This window comes from Nonomuraea rubra (genome assembly GCF_014207985.1).
Lineage (GTDB): Bacteria > Actinomycetota > Actinomycetes > Streptosporangiales > Streptosporangiaceae > Nonomuraea > Nonomuraea rubra.
In genome coordinates this window covers 4,349,363-4,366,978 of record NZ_JACHMI010000001.1, presented here as the reverse complement: position 1 = coordinate 4,366,978, position 17,616 = coordinate 4,349,363, and the positions used below count along the sequence as shown (strand labels likewise).

Sequence of the window (17,616 nt, the reverse complement as noted above, 5' to 3'; positions counted from 1 at the left end):
CTACCGGGCGGTGTAGCGGGCGTGGGTGGCGGCGGCTGTCAGGGCCGCCGCCCGGGCCGCCTCCGTAGGGGTGAACGGCAGCTCGGGCCGCCGGACGAGCAGCGCCCGGTCGGGGTTGACCGAGATGACCATGGTGGTGTTCAGCTCGGCGCCCTCGTCCACGGTGTCGCCGGGCCGCCGCCACTCGACGTGCGAGACGCGCAGCAGTTCGGCCAGCGCCTCGGGCAGCCGGTCCGGGTCGTCGCTGACGCGCTGCGCCAGCACCAGCGCCTGGACGCCGGGGTCGGTGAGGTCCTTCACCCGCGCGGGCACGATCACCACGTCCTGCCCGCCGGCCTCCGTCAGCGCCCCGGCCATCGCGTCCAGCGCCAGCCCGCGCGGCGCCTCGATGACGAACTCGTCGAGCGCGTCGCACCCGGCCGGGGTGATGGCGCTGCCGCCGGTCGGCGCGATGTGCAGCGCCAGGATGTTGCACTCCAGCCGCCCGAACGCCGCCGCCACGGTGGCGAGCCGCCCGGGCCGCTCCACCACCCGCATCCGGATCCGCCACAACGCCATGGGCCCGCCGGCCCCGCCCTCGACAGGCAGCGGAGCCTTCTCACGACCGGCACGCGAACGACGGCGGAACCGCCCCGCCGGCCCGGCCCCAGCCCCAGAACGGTAGCCGGAGCCTGCGGGGCGGTGGACGAGCCGCTTGTGGATCGCGGCGCCGGCGATCAGCGCCATCCCCAGCCCGACCAGGACGAAGGGCCCAGGTTCCCCGTGGCCGAGCAGGGTCGCGAGCAGGTGCGCCAGGCCGACCGCGAGAAACAGCGCGGCGAGCTCGCCGATCTCCCGCCCCCAGGAACGGCCAGGTCCGGTACGTGCGTCAATCACCTTCGGTGCATCGCTCATGACCCCCAGTCTGCGCGGACCGTGTTTCCTGATCATGAGTCTCAGGGTTGCGGCGGCATTAAACCCGGTTCACCACCCGGCCCGAATCTGTCCCCGTTTTACCGGCGGTTGTCCTCCAGCCGTCAGGCGACCTTGGAGGCGGAGGCCGTCCAGGTGTTGCACGCCGCGGGCGAGACGGCCTCGTAACACTTGTCCAGCCAGGCGGCGATGTTGCGCCCCTTGCCGTGATCGCGCACGCCGGTCTGCTCGTCGCCGCCCTCCACCTGGAGGTCGAGCAGGTACTCCCAGTCGTCCTCGGTGCGGTCCAGGCTGTCCCACACGCTGCCGATGAAGACGCCCGCCAGGCACTCGGCCTGCAGCTCCATGCGGCGCGACTGCTCGTTCAGCTCGCTCTTGTTGCCGCTCGTCCGGGCAGTACGCCCCGGCGGCCTCGCCCCACGACTCCCCGCAGAAGCGCTTCTTCTTGGTGATGAAGCCGATCCTGGCGTTGCTGAACGGCAGGCCGGCGCGCTTGAAGCAGGCACCCCAGGAGGCGTTGAGGCAGTTGAACACCTTCGTCAGGTAGCTCTTGGCCATGGCGACGTCGTTCGGCCTCACCTCGCGCTCCGTGCACTGGCTCGCCGGAAGCCATACTAGGACAGCTCGGGCCCGCCCCGGGAGCTCCAGATCGCCGCTCCCGAACGTTCCGCCGGCACCTCCGAGCCCGCCGCTCCCGGGCGTTCCGCCGGCACCCCGGAGCCCGCCGCTTCCGAACGGGCCGCCACCACCCCGGAGCCTGCCGAACGGGCCCCGGACGGCAACCCCATGGCCGGCCCCGGGACGGTGTGCGGGGAGGCCGAGGCCGCGAACGGTTCCCTGGCGGCCGTCGCCGTACGGCGGGGGCGGGCCGACTGCGCGGAGGCCGTGCGCGTGTTGCGCGCCTACTACCGGCCGGGGACCCCCAAGCAGGGCAGCGCCGGGGTCGCCACCGTCGCGGGCTGGGAGTGCGTCAGCAACACCGCGGCCGAGAGCATGAGGACGGGCAGGCTGACGTCCTGCCGCAAGGGCGGCACCACGATCGTCGCCGACGTCATCCCGTAACGCCGGTCATCCCGCATCTCCACGTCGCCCCGTAACTGCGCGTCATCCCGGCACGCCGGCGTAATCCCGTAACACCGGAAAGGCGCGGCCACCCGCCACTTTCGCCCTGCCCGTGAACGGCGAATGAATTCTGCCGTACGTTCGCCTTCACACCCACGCGCCCCCCTCTCACCCCGTCCCATAATTCCGCCATGGGGGTCATTTCAAGAAACGGGGCTCAATGAAGCGGTGGATCGGCGTCATTCTGGCGGCGGTTCTGGCCGGGGTGGCGGTGGTCGCGATCGTCACCGGGAACCAGGGGGACGACCAGCCCGAGGTGGCGGTGGTGCGGGGCGTCATCGGATCGGAGAAGAAACCGTTCTTCGACGACCCGCACGTCAGGGCGGCCTTCGCCAAGCACGGCCTGCGCGTCGAGGTGGACACCGCGGGCTCCCGGCAGATCGTCACCGACGTGGACCTGAGCCGGTACGCCTTCGCCTTCCCCTCCAGCGTCCCGGCCGCCGAGCGGATCAAGCGCGACCGCGGCGCCACGGTCACGTACTCGCCGTTCTACTCGCCGATGGCGGTGGCCACGTTCGAGCCGATCGTGCGGTTGCTGGCGAAGGCCGGGGTCCTCAACGATTCCGACAAAAGCCACCAAACCCTCGACATAAAGAAATATCTCGACATAGTAGCCAAAGGCACTCGCTGGGACGAAATTCCGGATAATTCGACCTACAAGGCCCGCAAGCGGGTGCTGCTGACGACCACCGACATCCGCACCTCGAACTCCGCCGCCATGTACCTGTCCGTGATCGGCTACGTGGCCAACGGCGAGGACGTCATCACCTCCGACGACCAGGTCGCCAAGATCGCGCCCGTCCTCGCCCCCGCCGTACTCGACCAGGGCTTCTCCGAGTCCACCAGCGAGGCGTCCTTCGACGACTACCTCGCGCTGGGCGCCGGCAAGACGCCGATGCTGGTCGTCTACGAGGCGCAGTACCTGGCGCACGTCTTCGCCGGCGACGGCGCGATCAAGCCGGAGATGCGGCTGATCTACCCGTCGCCGACCGTGCTCAGCAAGCACACCCTCGTCCCCCTGTCGGCGGACGGCACCCGGGTCGGCGAGCTGCTCACCAAGGATCCCGATCTGCAGTCGCTGGCCGCGCAGTTCGGCTTCCGCACCACCGACCCGCAGGCGTTCGCCGGCCTCGTCGCCAGGACGAAGGCGCCCGCCGCCGCCGACCTGGTGGACGTCGTCGAGCCGCCCACGTACGAGCGGCTGGACCGGCTCATCACCACCATCGACGCCGCACGCCCCTAGCAAGGAGATCCCGCACGTGTCCGATCTGGTGCTCACGCCGCCCGCGCCGGTCACTCCGGTACCGGCCGAGACGGCGGCCACCATGCTGCCGATGACCGACGAGCGCGCGGCCGAGCTGACCGCCAAGGCGCGCGAGTTCGCCGGCGAGCTGGGCGGGATCGACCCGCGCTCGCCGGAGTTCACCCGCAAGGTCCACGACATCTCCTCGATGGGCGACACCGAGATCAGGTCCGCCTCTCAGGTGGCCAACCGCATGCTGAAGCGCCCCGTCGCGGCCCTCGACGCCGCCGGGGGCGAGGGCGCCGACGCCCAGGGCAGGGTGGCGAGCGGCCTGGTGGCGCTGCGCCGTACCGTCGTGGACCTGGACCCGAAGCAGGCGGCGAGCGGGACTCGCAAGCTGCTGGGGCTCATCCCGTTCGGCGACCGGCTGCGCGACTACTTCGCCAAGTTCCACTCCGCGCAGAAGCATCTCGACGACATCATCCGCGCGCTGAAGTCGGGCCAGGACGAGCTGCTGCGCGACAACGCCGCCATCGAGGGCGAGAAGGCGAACCTGTGGGAGGCGATGACGCGGCTGCAGGAGTACGCGGTCATGGCCAAGGCGATGGACGCGGCCCTGGAGGAGCGCATCGCGGTGGCGGACGAGACGCAGGCCACGGCGCTGCGCTCGGACGCGCTGTTCGCCGTCCGCCAGAAGCACCAGGACCTGCTCACCCAGCTCGCCGTCTCCGCCCAGGGCTACCTGGCCCTCGACCTGGTACGCAAGAACAACCTGGAGCTCAGCAAGGGCGTGGACCGCGCCACCACGACCACCGTCGCCGCCCTGCGCACGGCGGTGACGGTCGCGCAGGCGCTGGCGAACCAGAAGCTGGTGCTCGACCAGATCACCGCGCTGAACGCGACGACCGGCGACCTCATCCTGGCCACCAGCGAGATGCTGCGCACGCAGGCCGGCGCCATCCAGAACCAGGCCGCCTCCACGACCGTGGACCTGGACACGCTGCGCCAGGCGTTCGACAACGTCTACGCCACGATGGACCTGATCGACTCCTTCCGCGCCAAGGCCGTGGACAGCATGGCCGTCACGGTGGACAGCCTGTCGTCGGAGCTGGAGCACGCCAGGACGTACCTGGACCGCGCCAAGGAGGCCTCCGCATGAGAGGTCCCCTGGCCGCGCTCCTCGTTCCCGCCCTGCTGCTGACCGCCGCCTGCACAGGTGAGAGCGGGGAGGTCACCGACGGCCCCGACGTGCTGCGCGTCCTGGCCGGCAGCGAGATCAAGGACCTGGAGCCGCTGCTCGAACGGGCCGCGAGCGAGGCCGGGGTGCGGGTGAAGCTCACCTACACCGGCACGCTCGACGGCGCCGACCAGGTCGCCGGCGGCCGCGCCGACGGCAAGCTGGACGCCACCTGGTTCTCCTCCAACCGCTACCTGTCCCTGATCGACGGCGCCCAGGCCAAGCTGTCCACCCAGACCAAGATCATGGTCTCGCCGGTGGTGCTGGGCCTCAAGCCCGCCAAGGCCGCCGAGCTCGGCTGGGACGCCGAGCAGGTCACCTGGGCCGACATCGCCGCGGCGGCCAGGGACGGCAGGTTCAGCTTCGGCATGACCAACCCCGCCTCCTCCAACTCCGGCTTCTCCGCCCTGGTCGGCGTGGCCGCCGCGCTCTCGGACGCCGACGGGGCGCTCAGCGCCGAGCAGGTCGCCGCGGTGACGCCCCGGCTGAAGGACTTCTTCTCCGCGCAGCGCCTGACGGCCGGCTCGTCGGGCTGGCTGGCCGACGCCTACGCCCGCGACCCGAGCGTGGACGGCATGGTCAACTACGAGTCGGTGCTGCTGGGCGCCCGCGAACCGCTCACGCTCGTCTACCCGGGCGACGGCGTCGTCAGCGCCGACTACCCGCTCACGCTGCTGGCCTCCGCCCCGGAGGAGAAGAAGGTCCTGTACGGCAAGCTCGCCGCCTGGCTGCGCACCCCCGCCGTGCAGAAGGAGATCATGACCGGCACGCACCGCCGGCCGATCTCCGGCGGCGTCCCGCTGGAGCCGCGTTTCAGCTCCGCCCAGCTGATCGAGCTGCCGTTCCCCAACCGGCGCAGCACGGCCGACGAGCTGATCGCCACCTACCTCAACCAGGTGCGCGTCCCGGCCCAGGCCACGTTCGTGCTGGACACGTCCGGCTCGATGAAGGGCGGCAGGATCGACGCGCTGCGGCAGGCGCTGGTGGCGCTGACCGGCGCGGACACCTCCGTCTCCGGCGCCTTCACCCGCTTCAGCAACCGCGAGACCGTGACGATGATCCCGTTCAGCGGCTCGCCGCGGCCGCCCGTGCCGTTCACCGTGCCCGAGCGGAACCCCGAGGCGGTGCTCGCCGAGATCAGGAGCTTCGCCGAAGGGCTGGACGCCAACGGCGGCACCGCGATCTACGACAGCCTCAAGGCCGCCTACGACCGGCCGGTCGAGGCGGGCCACTACGGCTCGATCGTGCTCATGACGGACGGCGAGAACACCGACGGCTCCGACTACGCCGGCTTCGAGAGCCACTACCGGTCGCTGCCGGAGGACAGGCGCCGCGTGCCGACGTTCGTGGTGCTGTTCGGGGAGAGCGACGCTGAGGAGATGCGCCGGGTGGCCGAGCTGACCGGCGGCGCCGTGTTCGACGCCCGCGAAACGTCGCTGACCAGCGCGTTCAAGGAGATCCGTGGCTTTCAGTGAGCGGGCCCTGCGGTATCTGGGCTCGACCAGGAACATCGTCGGCTCCTGCCTGGCGCTGCTCGGCCTGGTGGCGCACTTCCTGGGGCTGGCGGGCGCGTACTGGCCGGTCGTCGTGGTCGCCCTGTACGGGGCGGGCGCGCTGCTCACCCCGCCCGACCGGGTCCGGCTGACGATCTCGCACGCCGAGGTCGAGACGCGGGCGCTGCGCGAGGACCTGGACGGGCTGCTGCGGCGCATCGACGGGCGGTTCCCCGACGACGTGCGGGCCGCCGTGCACGGGCTGGCCGAGGTCATCGGCGGCGTGCTGGCCAGGGCCGAGCAGCTCACCGCCTCCCCCGACCAGCTCCACGTGGTCTCGCAGACCATCCGCCGCTACCTGCCCGCCAGCCTGGAGGCGTACGCGAACCTGCCCCGCCGCTACGCCCTGACCAGGCGGGCCGGGCGGGAGCGCAGCGCCCACGAGGAGCTGCTGGAGCAGCTCGCCCTGCTCGACGCCCAGATGGGCAAGGTCGCCGAGGCGATACACCGGGGCGACGAGCAGGCGCTGCGCGACCAGGGCCGGTTCCTGCGCGACCGGTTCGGCGGCTCCGGGCTCGACCTGAGCTAGCCATACGGTTAGACGCGTTCGAGCTCCACGATCAGCGCGGACGCGGGCCGCAGCACCGGGGCGGGCAGCCCCAGCTCGCCCAGCACGGCGCCCGGCAGCCGCACCGGCGCCGCCGCCCACTCCGGCATCGCCGCCCGCTCGGGGACGGGCCCGGCGACGCGCACCTCGTACACGGCCTCCGGGTCGAGGCCGGGCAGCAGCAGCGGGCCGGGCATGATCTCGAGCCTGGAGCCGGCCTGCACGTACGCGTACACGGCCCGCTCGGGCAGCACCACGCCGTGCAGCAGCGCCGACGGGTCCGGGTGGTCGGCGCGCACCACGCGCCCGGCGTGCAGCACCGGCCGCAGCCGCTTGTGCAGCGCGATCCAGGTGGCCAGCTCGTCCAGCTCCTCCTGGCTCGCCGCGGTCAGGTCCCACTCCACGCCCATGTGCCCGAACAGCGCGGTCGCGGCGCGGAAGGCCAGCGGCAGCACCCGGCCGGTGACGTGGTCGCGCGGCGCGCCGACGTGGCAGCCCAGCCGCTCCGGCGGCACCAGCAGCCCCGTCCAGCGCTGGATCCGCTGCCGGTCGAGCGCGTCGTTGCTGTCGGAGGTCCACACCCGGTCGGTGCGGGCCAGGATGCCGTAGTCGACGCGCGCGCCGCCGGACGAGCACGACTCGATCTCCAGCCCGGGGTGGCGGGCGCGCAGCTCGTCCAGCAGCCGGTACGTGGCCAGCGTCTGCGCGTGCACGCCCGGCACGCCGTCGTGCACCGGCTCGGCGATGTCGCGGTTGTGGTCCCACTTGATGTAGTCCAGCGCGTACTCGCCGACCAGCGTGTCCAGCCGTTCCAGCAGGTACGCGTACGCCTCCGGCCTGGCCAGGTCGAGGACCTGCTGGTGACGCTGGGGCGGCGGCATCCGCTCGGCGTGCCCGAGGATCCAGTCGGGGTGCTCGCGGGCCAGGTCGGAGTCCGGGTTGACCATCTCGGGCTCGAACCAGAGGCCGAACTGCATGCCCAGCTTGCGTACGCGGTCGGCCAGCGGGTGCAGGCCGTCCGGCCAGACGCCCTCGTCCACGTACCAGTCGCCGAGGCCGGCCCGGTCGTGGCGGCGGTGGCGGAACCACCCGTCGTCGAGCACGAACCGCTCGATCCCGGCCTCGGCGGCCCGGCCGGCCAGCTCCAGCAGCCGGTCGAGGCCGTGGTCGAAGTAGGTGGCCTCCCAGTTGTTCAGCGTGACGGGGCGCACCGGCAGCGGGCGCGAGCGCAGGTGCGCGTGCAGGCGCGCGCTCGCGTCGTCCAGCCCGCCGCCCGACCAGGCGAAGTACACCCACGGCGTGCTGTAGCTCGCCTCCTCGGCCAGCACGACCTCGCCGGGTTCGAGCAGCTCGCCCGCGCCCAGCAGCGCCACGCCCTCGGCCAGCCGCTCGGCGTAGTGCACGTGGTCGCCGCTCCAGCCGGCGTGCACCGCCCACACCTCGCCGCCGCGGAACCCGAACCCCTCGGTGCCCGCCACCAGCAGCCCCGTCGCGTCGTGCCCGGTACGGCCGCGCCGGTTCTCCCTCGACCACACCCCCTGCCCGAACGCCCTGCGCTGCGGCGCCTTCTCCAGCGCCCACCGGCCGGTGAAGTCCAGCAGCTCACCGGCCCGCGCCGGCACCGGCAGCCCGCACACCAGCCCCGCCACCCGATAGGGCGATATTTCGGTGTTCGTCACCGTGTGCCGCATCCGCACCAGGCCCTCGCCGTCCATGACCAGCTCGCTCACCAGCCGCAGGCCCGCCCTGGCGTCGGAGGCCGTCACGGTCACCGACCCGCCGGAGCCCGGCTCGGCCGTCACGCCGATCCCGTCCACCGCCCACCGGACCGGCCAGTGCTCGCCGTCCCGGCCGCCGGACAGGCCGGGGCGGCCGTACCAGCCGTCGCCCTGGGCGGGCAGCAGCGGCGGGGCGGGGGCGGCCAGCGCGGGCAGCAGGTCGGGCCCGGCGACGGGCCCGAGCCCGGCGCCGAAGTGCCGCACCCGCGGCAGGCCGGGGCCGGAGTCGTCGAGCACCAGCGCGACGCCCGCCGCGGAGAGGATCACAGGAGACAAGTCGGGCTCCTAACGCAGGGAGGGGGACACCTGTTCAGCGGCTACGACGCTACCTCCCCCGCTCTCGCGGGCGCACGACGAGGCCCCTCCGGCGGGCGGGTGCCGGAGGGGCCTCGGGGATGGGGGCTCAGACGGAGATGCGTCCCGCGCCGGCCCCCGCCGTCACGATCGACTTGACGCCGGAGGCGCTGTCGAGCGCGTACGAGTACGGGATGGAGGCGACGCTGCCGCCGCTCTGCCCGCTGCCGGAGTTGACGAAGTGGTTGTTCCGCGCGACCAGGGTGCCCGGCCCCGAGTCACCCTCGCCGAGGTGGAACGGGTCCTCGGTGTTCTCGAAGTAGTTGCCCTCGACGAGCACGCCCGCGCCCTCGGTGGAGGCCACGCCATAGCCGCCGACGTTGGCGTAGTAGTTGTTGTAGACGTGCACCGGGTTGCCGAACCGCACGCGCGGGTGGCGCTGGTTGGTTCCGTCGAACCAGTTGTGGTGGTACGTCACGCGCAGGTGGCCGCGGTCCTCGGAGCCGTTGCCGTCGTCGTGGCCGAGCAGCATGGTCTTGTCGTGGTCGAAGACCCGGTTCCAGGAGATGGTGACGTAGTCGCTGGCCCGCTTGACGTCCACGGCGCCGTCGCCGCCGTTGCTGAAGGTGTTGTGGTCGATGAACACGCGGGTCGAGTACTGCACGTTGATCGCGTCGTCGCCCCAGCCGCGGAAGGTGAGGTTGCGGACGATCACGTTCGAGGCCTCGGCGATGTTGAACCCGCAGCCGGAGATCACCGCGCCCGAGTTGCCCAGCACGGTCTTGTTGGAGGCCACGCGCAGCATGCCGGAGCAGGAGATCGTGCCCGACACCCTGATCACCGCGGCGCTGCCGGACGACAGGGCGCTGGTCAGGGCCGAGGCGCTGGTGACGGTGGTCGGCGAGGCGTTGCCGCCGCCGGTGGTGCCGCCGCCCTGGGTGGCCCAGCCGACCAGGCCGGTCGGGTTGCCGGGAGGAGGCGTGGTGGGCGGGTCGGTCGGGTCCGGCGGGTCGGTGGGGCCGCCACCGGACGGGACGAGCCGCCACTGCTTGGTCGCGACCGAGTCGCACGAGTTCTGCTGCACCAGGGCGCCGGACGCGGTCGAGTTGTCCTTGATGTTGAGGCACTTGCCGCCGTTGGCGTTGACGACCCTGACGGTGGATCCCGACTCGGGCAGCGTCCACGTCTGGGAGGAGGCGCCGGTGCAGCTCTCCTGCTGCACGGCCTTGCCCGCGGAGGTGCTGGCGTCCCTGACGCCCGCGCACTTGCCGCTGTGGGCGGCCCTGAGCGTGTAGCCGCCGCCGCTCGCGGCCAGCGTCCAGGTCTGCGCGGCGCCGCCGCAGGCGGTCTGCGTGAGCTGCACGGCGTCGGACGTGCTGGCCCCCGGCACGGTGAGGCACAGGCCGCTGCCGTTGTTCACCACGGTGTACGCCCCCGGCGCCGGTGCGGCGGCGGCCGAGGAGGCGCCTGCGACGCCGGCCACCGTGGCGCCGGCCAGGGCCAGGACGATCGCGGCGAGAGCAGCCGCGCTGCCGTTGATTCTCTGTCGCACGATCCACGCTCCTTGCTGTGGCCTCGAGCAGGCCGGCCCGGCCTGCCGCTTGGTGTCCCCCCAGCGAGCGAACAGCCCACAACATAGGTAAGCGCTTTCCCACTGTCAATCGGCCGTGAAACTTTCATCACACCGCCGGTTTCACGCTGCGAGCACCGGCCGCGACCTGCCCGTATCCACGGACGGCAACCCTGAGGTCACCTCAGGCGAGCACGCCCGAGTGGCCTAAATCGCCACGATCGTTTAGGTTAGGCTCACCTAATCTAGATCGGAGATTTCGGGGATGACCGAGCCCTATCACATGTTCCACGTACGGGTGGACCGGCTCGAACGGCTGAGCCCGTCGTTCCTGCGGGTGACCTTCACCGGCGAGGACCTGCACCACTTCGCGGACAACGGCTTCGACCAGCGGCTCAAGCTCCTCCTCCCGGTCCCCGAGCACGGCATGGCGCACCTGCCCACCGGCCAGGACTGGTACCTGCGCTGGCGCGAGCTGGATCAGGCCAAGCGCAACCCGATGCGCACGTACACGGCCAGGCTCGTCCGCCCCGAGGCCGGCGAGGTGGACGTGGACGTCGTCATGCACCCCGACGGCGGCCCCGTCGCCCGCTGGGCGGAAGGCGTGCAGCCCGGCGACGTCGCGGCGCTCTACGGCCCGACCTCCCGTTTCGAGGGCCGCCACGGCGGGCTGGAGTTCCACCCGCCCGCCGGCACGGGCTGCGTGCTCATCGCCGGCGACGAGACCGCCGTCCCCGCCATCTGCGGCATCCTGGAGCGCCTGCCCGCCCACCTCAACGGCGAGGTGTTCATGGAGGTGCCCTGCGACGACGACGCCCTGCTCGTCGAGACCCCCGCCTCCGTCAAGGTCACCTGGCTGGCCAGGAACGGCGGCGAGCGCGGCGCCCGGCTCATCCCCGCCGTCCGCGCCGCCGCCGGCCGCCTGCTGCCCTCCTCGCCCGCCGCCGCGTCCCCCGACTTCGTGGACGTGGACGTGGACGCCGAGGAGCTGTGGGAGGTGCCGCCGGAGGAGGAGGTCGACTACGGGCCGCTGTACGCGTGGCTGGCCGGCGAGGCGTCCGTCATCAAGACGCTCCGCCGGCACCTCGTGGCCGAGCGCGGCATGGACCGGCGCTCGGTGGCGTTCATGGGCTACTGGCGGGACGGCCGCGCCGAGAACTAGCGATCATGGAGTGCGCGACGGTGTCGGAGTCGTCTCCACGGCCGGTCCGCTGGGCAGCGGCGCGATCACGTTGTTGACCAGCGCGGTCGCCGCCGTCGTCGCGATGGCGATGGCCACCGCGGCCAGCGGCGCGGCCAGGGCGCGCAGCGTGCGCACGTCCCTGATCCGGCCCCACGGCTCGCCCGCCAGCCACATGAGCCGCCACTCCCACCACAGGCCCAGCCCGATGCTGACCACGGCGATGTTGCCCACCGCCACGAGCACGCCGATGAGCGCCTCGTCGGCGGTGGGCTGGCCCGGCTCCGGCAGCCCGGTCTGCGCGATGGTGGCCATCACGAGCGTGTACACGTACGTGGGCAGCTCGACGAGCAGAGCCGTGAGAAAGAACGCCAGGGACTTGGCGATCGGGTGCGTGCCGCGTACGCGCGGATAGAAGTAGCCGAACACCATGCTCAGGACGGGCAGCGACAGCAGCGCCAGCGCGGCGGCGGCCAGCTCGGTCGCGCTGCTCTGCTGGCCACGCACCGACTCCGCGATCCGCACCACCGAGTACGGCAGCGACAGCAGCGCTCCCACCCCCAGCGAGGCCAGCCCGTTCTGCCAGGGGGTGCGCCCGGACAGGGTGGTGAGCGCGAGGTCGGAGTCGAGCGGCCCCTCGCGCCTGTCGCCCGCCTGCTCCAGCGCCTGCCGCCGCTGCTCGAAGTCCTCGCCCTCACCCGGCTCCCGCAGCAGCCCCGTCAGCGCGGCGCGGGCCGACCGTCGCTTGACCAGATCGCGGACGAGCAGCCGGTGCTCGTCCGGCTGGACCGGCCGGAGCAGCTCCGCCCGCGCCGGCGGCAGAAGGACGAACACGCCCGCCCACACCAGCAGCACCAGGAGACCCGAGGCGGCACCGCCGGTCGAGACGCGCATGAGCAGCAGGAAGAACACCGCCGTATGGAAGGCGACCGGCTCGGTGAGGCCGGCGGGGCCCTGGCCGAGGCGGCGCACGCGCACGACGAGCATCACCAGCGCCAGCAGCGGCACACCCGAGAACGCCACCGTGACGGCGATGATCGTCAGGGAGTCCCACGGCAGGCCCGTCCAGATGCTGGAGTAGTCCATCATGCTCGTGGCGTAGAGCTGCACGCCGAGCACGACCGACGCCGTCACCACCCACCGGATCGCGCTGGCCGCCGACCACCGGTGACTCGCCTCGGTCACCCAGCCGAACACCAGGACGAACCAGCCGAGCACCAGCAGCGCCAGCCACAGGAGGTGCGGCGGGGTGAGCCCGGACAGCACCGCCATGCCGGCCAGCATCACCCCGGCGCCCAGCAGCGCCAGGCAGGCCGCCGGCAGGCGGCGACGCTGCCCGGGGACGGCGGCCGTCACGCCCGCGAGCGCCGCCGCGACGGCCAGCACGCCCGCCGCGGGCCAGGCGCCGAAGGAGGCCACCAGCGGCCACGCCGCCAGGACGAGCCCCGCCACCGCCCCGGACAGCGCCGCCACCATCACCGGCAGGTCGCTGCGCCCCCGGGCGGCACGGAACGTCGAGTACAGGGCCAGCGCCGGAACGCCCGCCACGATCGCCAGCGCCGTGGCCTCCACGCTCACGGCCCAGGAGGCGAACCAGAACACGGCGGTGCCGCCCACCACCAGGGCCGCGAGCACCCCGTTGCGGGGCCGGCGCCACCATGCGCCGCCGAGTGCGCGAGCCAGGGTGTAGAGCAGGATCAGCCCGGCCGCCGCCAGCCCCACCGTCAGCGACGCCGTCCAGACCCGCCCCAGGAACGTGACGGACTCCTCGGCGTACCAGTCCCCCGGCGGCCCGTCCTGCTCCTCGGCCTCCTGCTCCCCGGGGTCGCCGCCCTCCAGGTGGGTCGCGATCCCCTTGTCCTGGCCGACGTAGCCGGCCACGGACGCGTTCCGGCCGTCCTCGGTGAAGGCCACCTTCATGGGACTGCCGCCGCCGTTGAGCCGCAGCAGGTGCGCGTCCTGCGCAAGCGGTGGCGGGCCGCTCACCCCCGCCACCGTCCAGCCCGTGGCGGTGACGACGATCTCGTGGGCGGCCGGCCGGGGAACGGTCTCGCCCGGCGGCTGGTACTCGACCCCGACGAAGCGGTTCGTGTCCGCGAAGACGACACCGTAGTGGACGCCGGTGAAGGTGATGACCGCCTCGCGCGAGCCGCTCTCCGTCCTGACGACCGGCGTGGAGTACGCCAGATCGAGCAGGAACTCGGACGACACCACCTCGAAGGCGCCCAGCCGCTCGGCGACGAACCCGCCGGGGTCACGGGCGGCGGCGCCCGCACGCACGGCGGCCACGTCGGGATCGTCGGCGGGCATCCGCACCTCATGGGTGATCTGGACCCGGCAGAGGGTCCAGCTCGGGTCGAGCGTGGTGTCGGCCGGCTCGCCGTCCGGGTGGTCGCGCCAATCCCCCGGGCGGGCCGGGGCGAGGGCGATCCTCGTCGTGGCGGAGCGCTCCGGCTCCGTGCGCTCCGTACGGCCCGGGCCCCGCGTGATCTCCAGCTCGGCGGTGCCGAACCGGGTGCCGCACCTGGCGAACACATGATGCCTGCCAGGCGGGAGCGCGGGATCCAGCGCGACGTCGGCGGACATGGCCGCGCCGGACGGGCTTCCGGCGAAGACCGGGCTCGCGGCGAAGGCGCCGGACTGGGCGGCGACCTCGTTCGCGGGCGCCGTGCAGAAGGCGGTCACCCGCACCGCCCGCGTACCGGCGGGCACGCGGCGCGGCTCGACGCCGACCCGGAGCGGCTCCCCCTCCCCGGCCTCCCCGGCGGGCTCGGACGTGGACTCGGACGTGGACTCGGACGTTGACTCGGACGTGGGCTCCGCCTGCGGCCGGGCGGCGGTGGGATCGATCCGGGACACCGTCCACAGCCCTGCCCCGAAGACCAGCAGCATGGCCAGCACTGCCAGCGAGCCGCGCCGCACCCGTGCGGGTGATCTGTCCCTGGCCATCAGCGCAGCTCCGGTGAGCTCCCCAGCACGGTGCGCAGCTCCCCTGGTCTCGGCGGTCTGCTCCACGTCACGCCGGGTCCCCCGCCGGCGATCAGCCGGGGGACGACCTCGCGCAGCAGCGTCTCCGTGCCGGCGTCCGGCCGCTGGGCACGGGCCTCGCGGTAGAGGTCGAGCACGCGGGCCAGGTCCAGCATCATCGTGTTCGCCTCACCCGCCCCCACCCTGGGGACGGCGCCGCTCCCGCCAACGCCGCTGCCGTCAACGCCACTCACGTCAACGCCGCTCACCTCAACGCCACTCACGTCAACGCCGGGCACCTCTGCGCCGCTCCCCCCGGACCTGCTGTCGCCGGTGCCGCTCGCATCGCGAGCGCTCCCGCCGGCGTCCCCGGTCGCTTCCTTCCCCGTAACGGCGCCCTTGGCGGCGAGCGGCTTGATCGGCGTGCCGTTGACGTGCGTCAGCGTCCTGCCGCCGCTCACGGGCGCGTTCTCGCCCCGCTCCTCGCCCCGCTCCCTGTCGGGCGCCTCGCCGTTCTCGTCGTCCGGCACGGTCACCTGCAACGCTCCAACGCCGGCCTCGGCCGTCCAGCCGCCCGCGCGTACCGCCTCGCCCACGGCCGCGGCGAAGCGGACGGCGTCCAGGCCGTCCACCTCCCCTTCCAGCCAGCCGGGCCGCAGGTGCAGCACCCCGGGGCGCTCGGCGGCGGCCAGGCGTTCCAGCAGCGTCTCGACCGTCCCCTGCGGGTCGTGCAGGGCCGCGTCCCCCCGGGCCGCGAAGGCGTCGGCGAGCAGGTGCAGGGAGATGAGCCGCGGCGGCTCGTACGTGGTGAGCACCCCCTGCTCCGCACTCACCCGCAGCGCCCCGCCCCCCTCGTGGTAGGCCCGCAGGCCCTCCATGAACGCCGCCTGCGCCTCGGACGTCAGCGGCAGCTCCCATCCCCGCCCCGGCCCGGCCCCGGGCGTGCCCGGGCCCTCACCGCCCACCGGGTCCCCGCCGGAGGCCCCGTTCCGGCGGAGCCACCAGGCCACCGCGCCCACCACGGCGGCGGCCAGTACTGCGACTGCGATTAACACGATCTTGGTTCGCTTTCCCCTCGTATTTCCGACAGGGCTAGCAGCGTAGTGATCGCCCCCGACAAATGCGGATATTTCCGCAAATTAAGATCAGCTTGGGCGGCGCCTGTTCGGACACGAAGGAGCGCTCCACCCGCCACCGTGTCCAAAGGGTGAAGTTTCTTCTATCTGGTAACCGGAATTGTTTTCCTGAGGAATTCTCCTGTCCACCCGAAACGCAGCCGCCCTCTCGACGTGGACGTACAGGCATGTACACTCCAATCCGGAAGCACACAGTCGCTCTATGTGACGCATGACATCTGGTGCCAAAGGGCGGGTCCGCGCTACCGACGGGATGATCCCGGCCCTGAGAGAGCGCGGAGCCGGATATGGACCTGCTACACCTGACCACCAGCCGCCGTAACGGCACACTCACCGTGAGCGTGGCCGGTGAGCTCGACATCGCCACCACCGAGCAGTTCCGCAGCCACCTGCTCGCGCTGCTGCAGGAGGCGGGCCACTCGCGCCGCGCCGACACGGAGCTGGTCATCGAGGTGAGCCGCCTGTCCTTCATCGACGCTGCCGGGCTCGGCATCCTCGTCTCCGTCCAGAACCAGGCCGTCAACCAGCACACCCGGCTGCACATCGAGGGCGCGCCACCGAACATGCGCCGCCTGCTCCGCATCACCGGCCTGGACCAGCACCTCAGCTGACTCCGGCGATCCCGCGCCTGTAGGTTGTCACGCGTGCCTACGATTCAGGTCCCCGATCAGATACCCCTCAAGCTGGAGGACGGGTTCGAACGGATCAGGCGGGAGCTGAAGCTGCCCGGCGGCTTCCCCCGCGCCGTGCTCGACGAGGCCGCCTGGGTGGCCAAGGTGCCTCGGATGGACGCCAGGGACCTGACGGACGTCCCGTTCGTCACCATCGACCCGCCCGGCTCCATGGACCTCGACCAGGCCCTGCATCTGGAGCGCCTGCGGGCCGGCTACCGCGTCTGGTACGCCATCGCCGACGTCGGCGCGTTCCTGCGCCCGGGCGGCGTGCTCGACGCCGAGGCCCGCACCCGGGGCGAGACCGTCTACCTGCCGGCGGGCAAGGTGCCGCTGCACCCGCCGGTGCTGTCGGAGGACGCGGCCAGCCTGCTGCCCGGCGCGCTGCGGCCCGCCGTCGTGTGGCGCATCGACCTCGACTCCGACGGCCGCACCCTGGGCGCCGACGTCCAGCGGGCCCTCGTACGCAGCCGCGAGCGCTACGACTACGACTACGTGCAGGCGGTCCACGACACCGGCACCGCCGACGGCGTACTGGAGCTGCTGGCCGAGATCGGCGAGCTCAGGCTGGCACTGGAACGCGAGCGCGGCGGCGTCACGCTGCCCACGCCCGACCAGGAGGTGGTGCGCGACGACGGCGGCTACCGGCTGGAGTTCCGGGTGCCGCTGCCCGCCGAGGCGTGGAACGCGCAGATCTCCCTGCTGACCGGCATGGCCGCCGCCACGATGATGCTCGACGCCGAGATCGGCGTGCTGCGCGTGCTGCCCCGCCCGCAGCCGGGCGACCTGGCCAAGGTACGCAGGGTGGCGCAGGCCCTCGGCGTGGCGTGGCCGGAGGGCACCGGGTACGGCGCCGTGGTGCACGGCCTGGACCCGAAGGCGGGGCGGCACGCGGCGTTCCTGCACGAGTCGAAGGTGCTGCTCCGCGGCGCCGCCTACGTGGCCTTCGACGGCGCCCCGCCCCGGCTGGCGGAGCACTCGGCGGTCGCGGCCCCGTACGCGCACGTCACGGCCCCGCTGCGGCGCCTGGTCGACCGGTACGCGACGGAGGTGTGCCTGGCGGTCGCGGCGGGCGAGCCCGTCCCGGCCTCCGTCCGGGCCGCGCTCCCGCTCCTGCCCGACCTCATGGCGGCCTCCGGACGGCGCGCGGGGGCGGTGGAGCGGGCGTGCGTGGACCTGGTGGAGGCGTTCCTGCTGCGGGACCGGATCGGGCAGGCGTTCGAGGCGGTGGTGATCGACGTGGACGAGCGGCGCGGAGGCGGGCAGGTGCAGCTCGTGGACCCGGCGGTGATCGCCCGCTGCGACGGCGCCCTCCCGCTCGGCGAGCAGGTCACGGTACGGCTCACCCAGGCCGACCCGGCCACCCGCGAGGTGCGCTTCACCCTGGCCACCTGACCGGGCCCGCT

Annotated in this window: 14 protein-coding genes; 8 read left to right on the top strand and 6 right to left on the bottom strand. The window is 72.9% G+C overall.

Translation table 11 applies throughout. The features are described from left to right. Both HD593_RS19910 and HD593_RS19905 read right to left on the bottom strand, forming a co-directional pair. On the bottom strand, positions 1-894 hold the full coding sequence (locus HD593_RS19910; protein ID WP_185103572.1) for an ACT domain-containing protein: 894 nt from the start codon (positions 892-894) through the stop codon (positions 1-3). Positions 895-1,016: 122 nt separating this feature from the next. Then, entirely contained in the window at positions 1,017-1,259 is a 243-nt protein-coding gene (locus tag HD593_RS19905) for a neutral zinc metallopeptidase (RefSeq protein WP_185103571.1), read from the bottom strand. A 439-nt stretch (positions 1,260-1,698) separates the two neighbouring features. On the opposite strand from HD593_RS19905, the gene HD593_RS19900 reads away from it, so the two are divergent. From HD593_RS19900 to HD593_RS19880, 5 genes are all read left to right on the top strand, one after another. Continuing rightward, entirely contained in the window at positions 1,699-1,974 is a 276-nt protein-coding gene (locus tag HD593_RS19900) for a hypothetical protein (protein WP_185103570.1), read from the top strand. 220 nt (positions 1,975-2,194) lie between these two features. Further along, the gene (locus HD593_RS19895) at positions 2,195-3,277 is read left to right on the top strand and encodes a hypothetical protein (protein WP_185103569.1); all 1,083 of its coding nucleotides are present in this window, start codon (positions 2,195-2,197) and stop codon (positions 3,275-3,277) included. A gap of 16 nt (positions 3,278-3,293) precedes the next feature. Continuing rightward, on the top strand, positions 3,294-4,436 hold the full coding sequence (locus HD593_RS19890) for a toxic anion resistance protein (protein ID WP_312903558.1): 1,143 nt from the start codon (positions 3,294-3,296) through the stop codon (positions 4,434-4,436). Continuing rightward, positions 4,433-5,989: a vWA domain-containing protein gene (locus HD593_RS19885; protein ID WP_185103568.1), complete on the top strand. Its 1,557-nt coding sequence runs from the start codon at positions 4,433-4,435 to the stop codon at positions 5,987-5,989. Before HD593_RS19890 ends, HD593_RS19885 begins: the two co-directional genes overlap by 4 nt. After that, on the top strand, positions 5,976-6,596 hold the full coding sequence (locus tag HD593_RS19880) for a hypothetical protein (RefSeq protein WP_185103567.1): 621 nt from the start codon (positions 5,976-5,978) through the stop codon (positions 6,594-6,596). Before HD593_RS19885 ends, HD593_RS19880 begins: the two co-directional genes overlap by 14 nt. A gap of 8 nt (positions 6,597-6,604) precedes the next feature. On the opposite strand, the gene HD593_RS19875 is transcribed toward HD593_RS19880, so the two are convergent. Both HD593_RS19875 and HD593_RS19870 read right to left on the bottom strand, forming a co-directional pair. Beyond that, entirely contained in the window at positions 6,605-8,668 is a 2,064-nt protein-coding gene (locus HD593_RS19875; RefSeq protein WP_185103565.1) for an alpha-galactosidase, read from the bottom strand. Positions 8,669-8,795: 127 nt separating this feature from the next. After that, positions 8,796-10,238 carry an RICIN domain-containing protein gene (locus HD593_RS19870; RefSeq protein WP_185103564.1) on the bottom strand — a complete coding sequence of 481 codons (1,443 nt, stop codon included), beginning with the start codon at positions 10,236-10,238 and terminating at the stop codon, positions 8,796-8,798. Between the two features lie 283 nt (positions 10,239-10,521). On the opposite strand from HD593_RS19870, the gene HD593_RS19865 reads away from it, so the two are divergent. Further along, on the top strand, positions 10,522-11,418 hold the full coding sequence (locus HD593_RS19865) for a siderophore-interacting protein (protein WP_185103563.1): 897 nt from the start codon (positions 10,522-10,524) through the stop codon (positions 11,416-11,418). A gap of 3 nt (positions 11,419-11,421) precedes the next feature. Here the strand turns inward: HD593_RS19865 and HD593_RS19860 are convergent, their stop codons facing one another. Next, on the bottom strand, positions 11,422-14,385 hold the full coding sequence (locus tag HD593_RS19860; RefSeq protein WP_185103562.1) for a DUF2339 domain-containing protein: 2,964 nt from the start codon (positions 14,383-14,385) through the stop codon (positions 11,422-11,424). Beyond that, on the bottom strand, positions 14,385-15,458 hold the full coding sequence (locus HD593_RS19855) for a hypothetical protein (protein ID WP_185103561.1): 1,074 nt from the start codon (positions 15,456-15,458) through the stop codon (positions 14,385-14,387). Before HD593_RS19855 ends, HD593_RS19860 begins: the two co-directional genes overlap by 1 nt. Positions 15,459-15,826: 368 nt before the next feature. On the opposite strand from HD593_RS19855, the gene HD593_RS19850 reads away from it, so the two are divergent. Continuing rightward, complete coding sequence (locus tag HD593_RS19850; RefSeq protein ID WP_185103560.1) at positions 15,827-16,150, top strand: STAS domain-containing protein; 324 nt, start codon at positions 15,827-15,829, stop codon at positions 16,148-16,150. 33 nt (positions 16,151-16,183) lie between these two features. After that, complete coding sequence (locus HD593_RS19845) at positions 16,184-17,605, top strand: RNB domain-containing ribonuclease (protein WP_312903557.1); 1,422 nt, start codon at positions 16,184-16,186, stop codon at positions 17,603-17,605. Positions 17,606-17,616 lie beyond the last annotated feature (11 nt).

What these genes read in the sequence shown, in the direction of transcription:
- HD593_RS19865 (WP_185103563.1), top strand. Translation starts at nt 10,522, where the DNA reads ATGACCGAGCCCTATCACATGTTCCACGTACGGGTGGACCGGCTCGAA.
- HD593_RS19905 (WP_185103571.1), bottom strand. Translation starts at nt 1,259, where the DNA reads ATGGAGCTGCAGGCCGAGTGCCTGGCGGGCGTCTTCATCGGCAGCGTG.
- HD593_RS19885 (WP_185103568.1), top strand. Translation starts at nt 4,433, where the DNA reads ATGAGAGGTCCCCTGGCCGCGCTCCTCGTTCCCGCCCTGCTGCTGACC.
- HD593_RS19910 (WP_185103572.1), bottom strand. Translation starts at nt 894, where the DNA reads ATGAGCGATGCACCGAAGGTGATTGACGCACGTACCGGACCTGGCCGT.
- HD593_RS19895 (WP_185103569.1), top strand. Translation starts at nt 2,195, where the DNA reads ATGAAGCGGTGGATCGGCGTCATTCTGGCGGCGGTTCTGGCCGGGGTG.
- HD593_RS19900 (WP_185103570.1), top strand. Translation starts at nt 1,699, where the DNA reads ATGGCCGGCCCCGGGACGGTGTGCGGGGAGGCCGAGGCCGCGAACGGT.
- HD593_RS19860 (WP_185103562.1), bottom strand. Translation starts at nt 14,385, where the DNA reads ATGGCCAGGGACAGATCACCCGCACGGGTGCGGCGCGGCTCGCTGGCA.
- HD593_RS19850 (WP_185103560.1), top strand. Translation starts at nt 15,827, where the DNA reads ATGGACCTGCTACACCTGACCACCAGCCGCCGTAACGGCACACTCACC.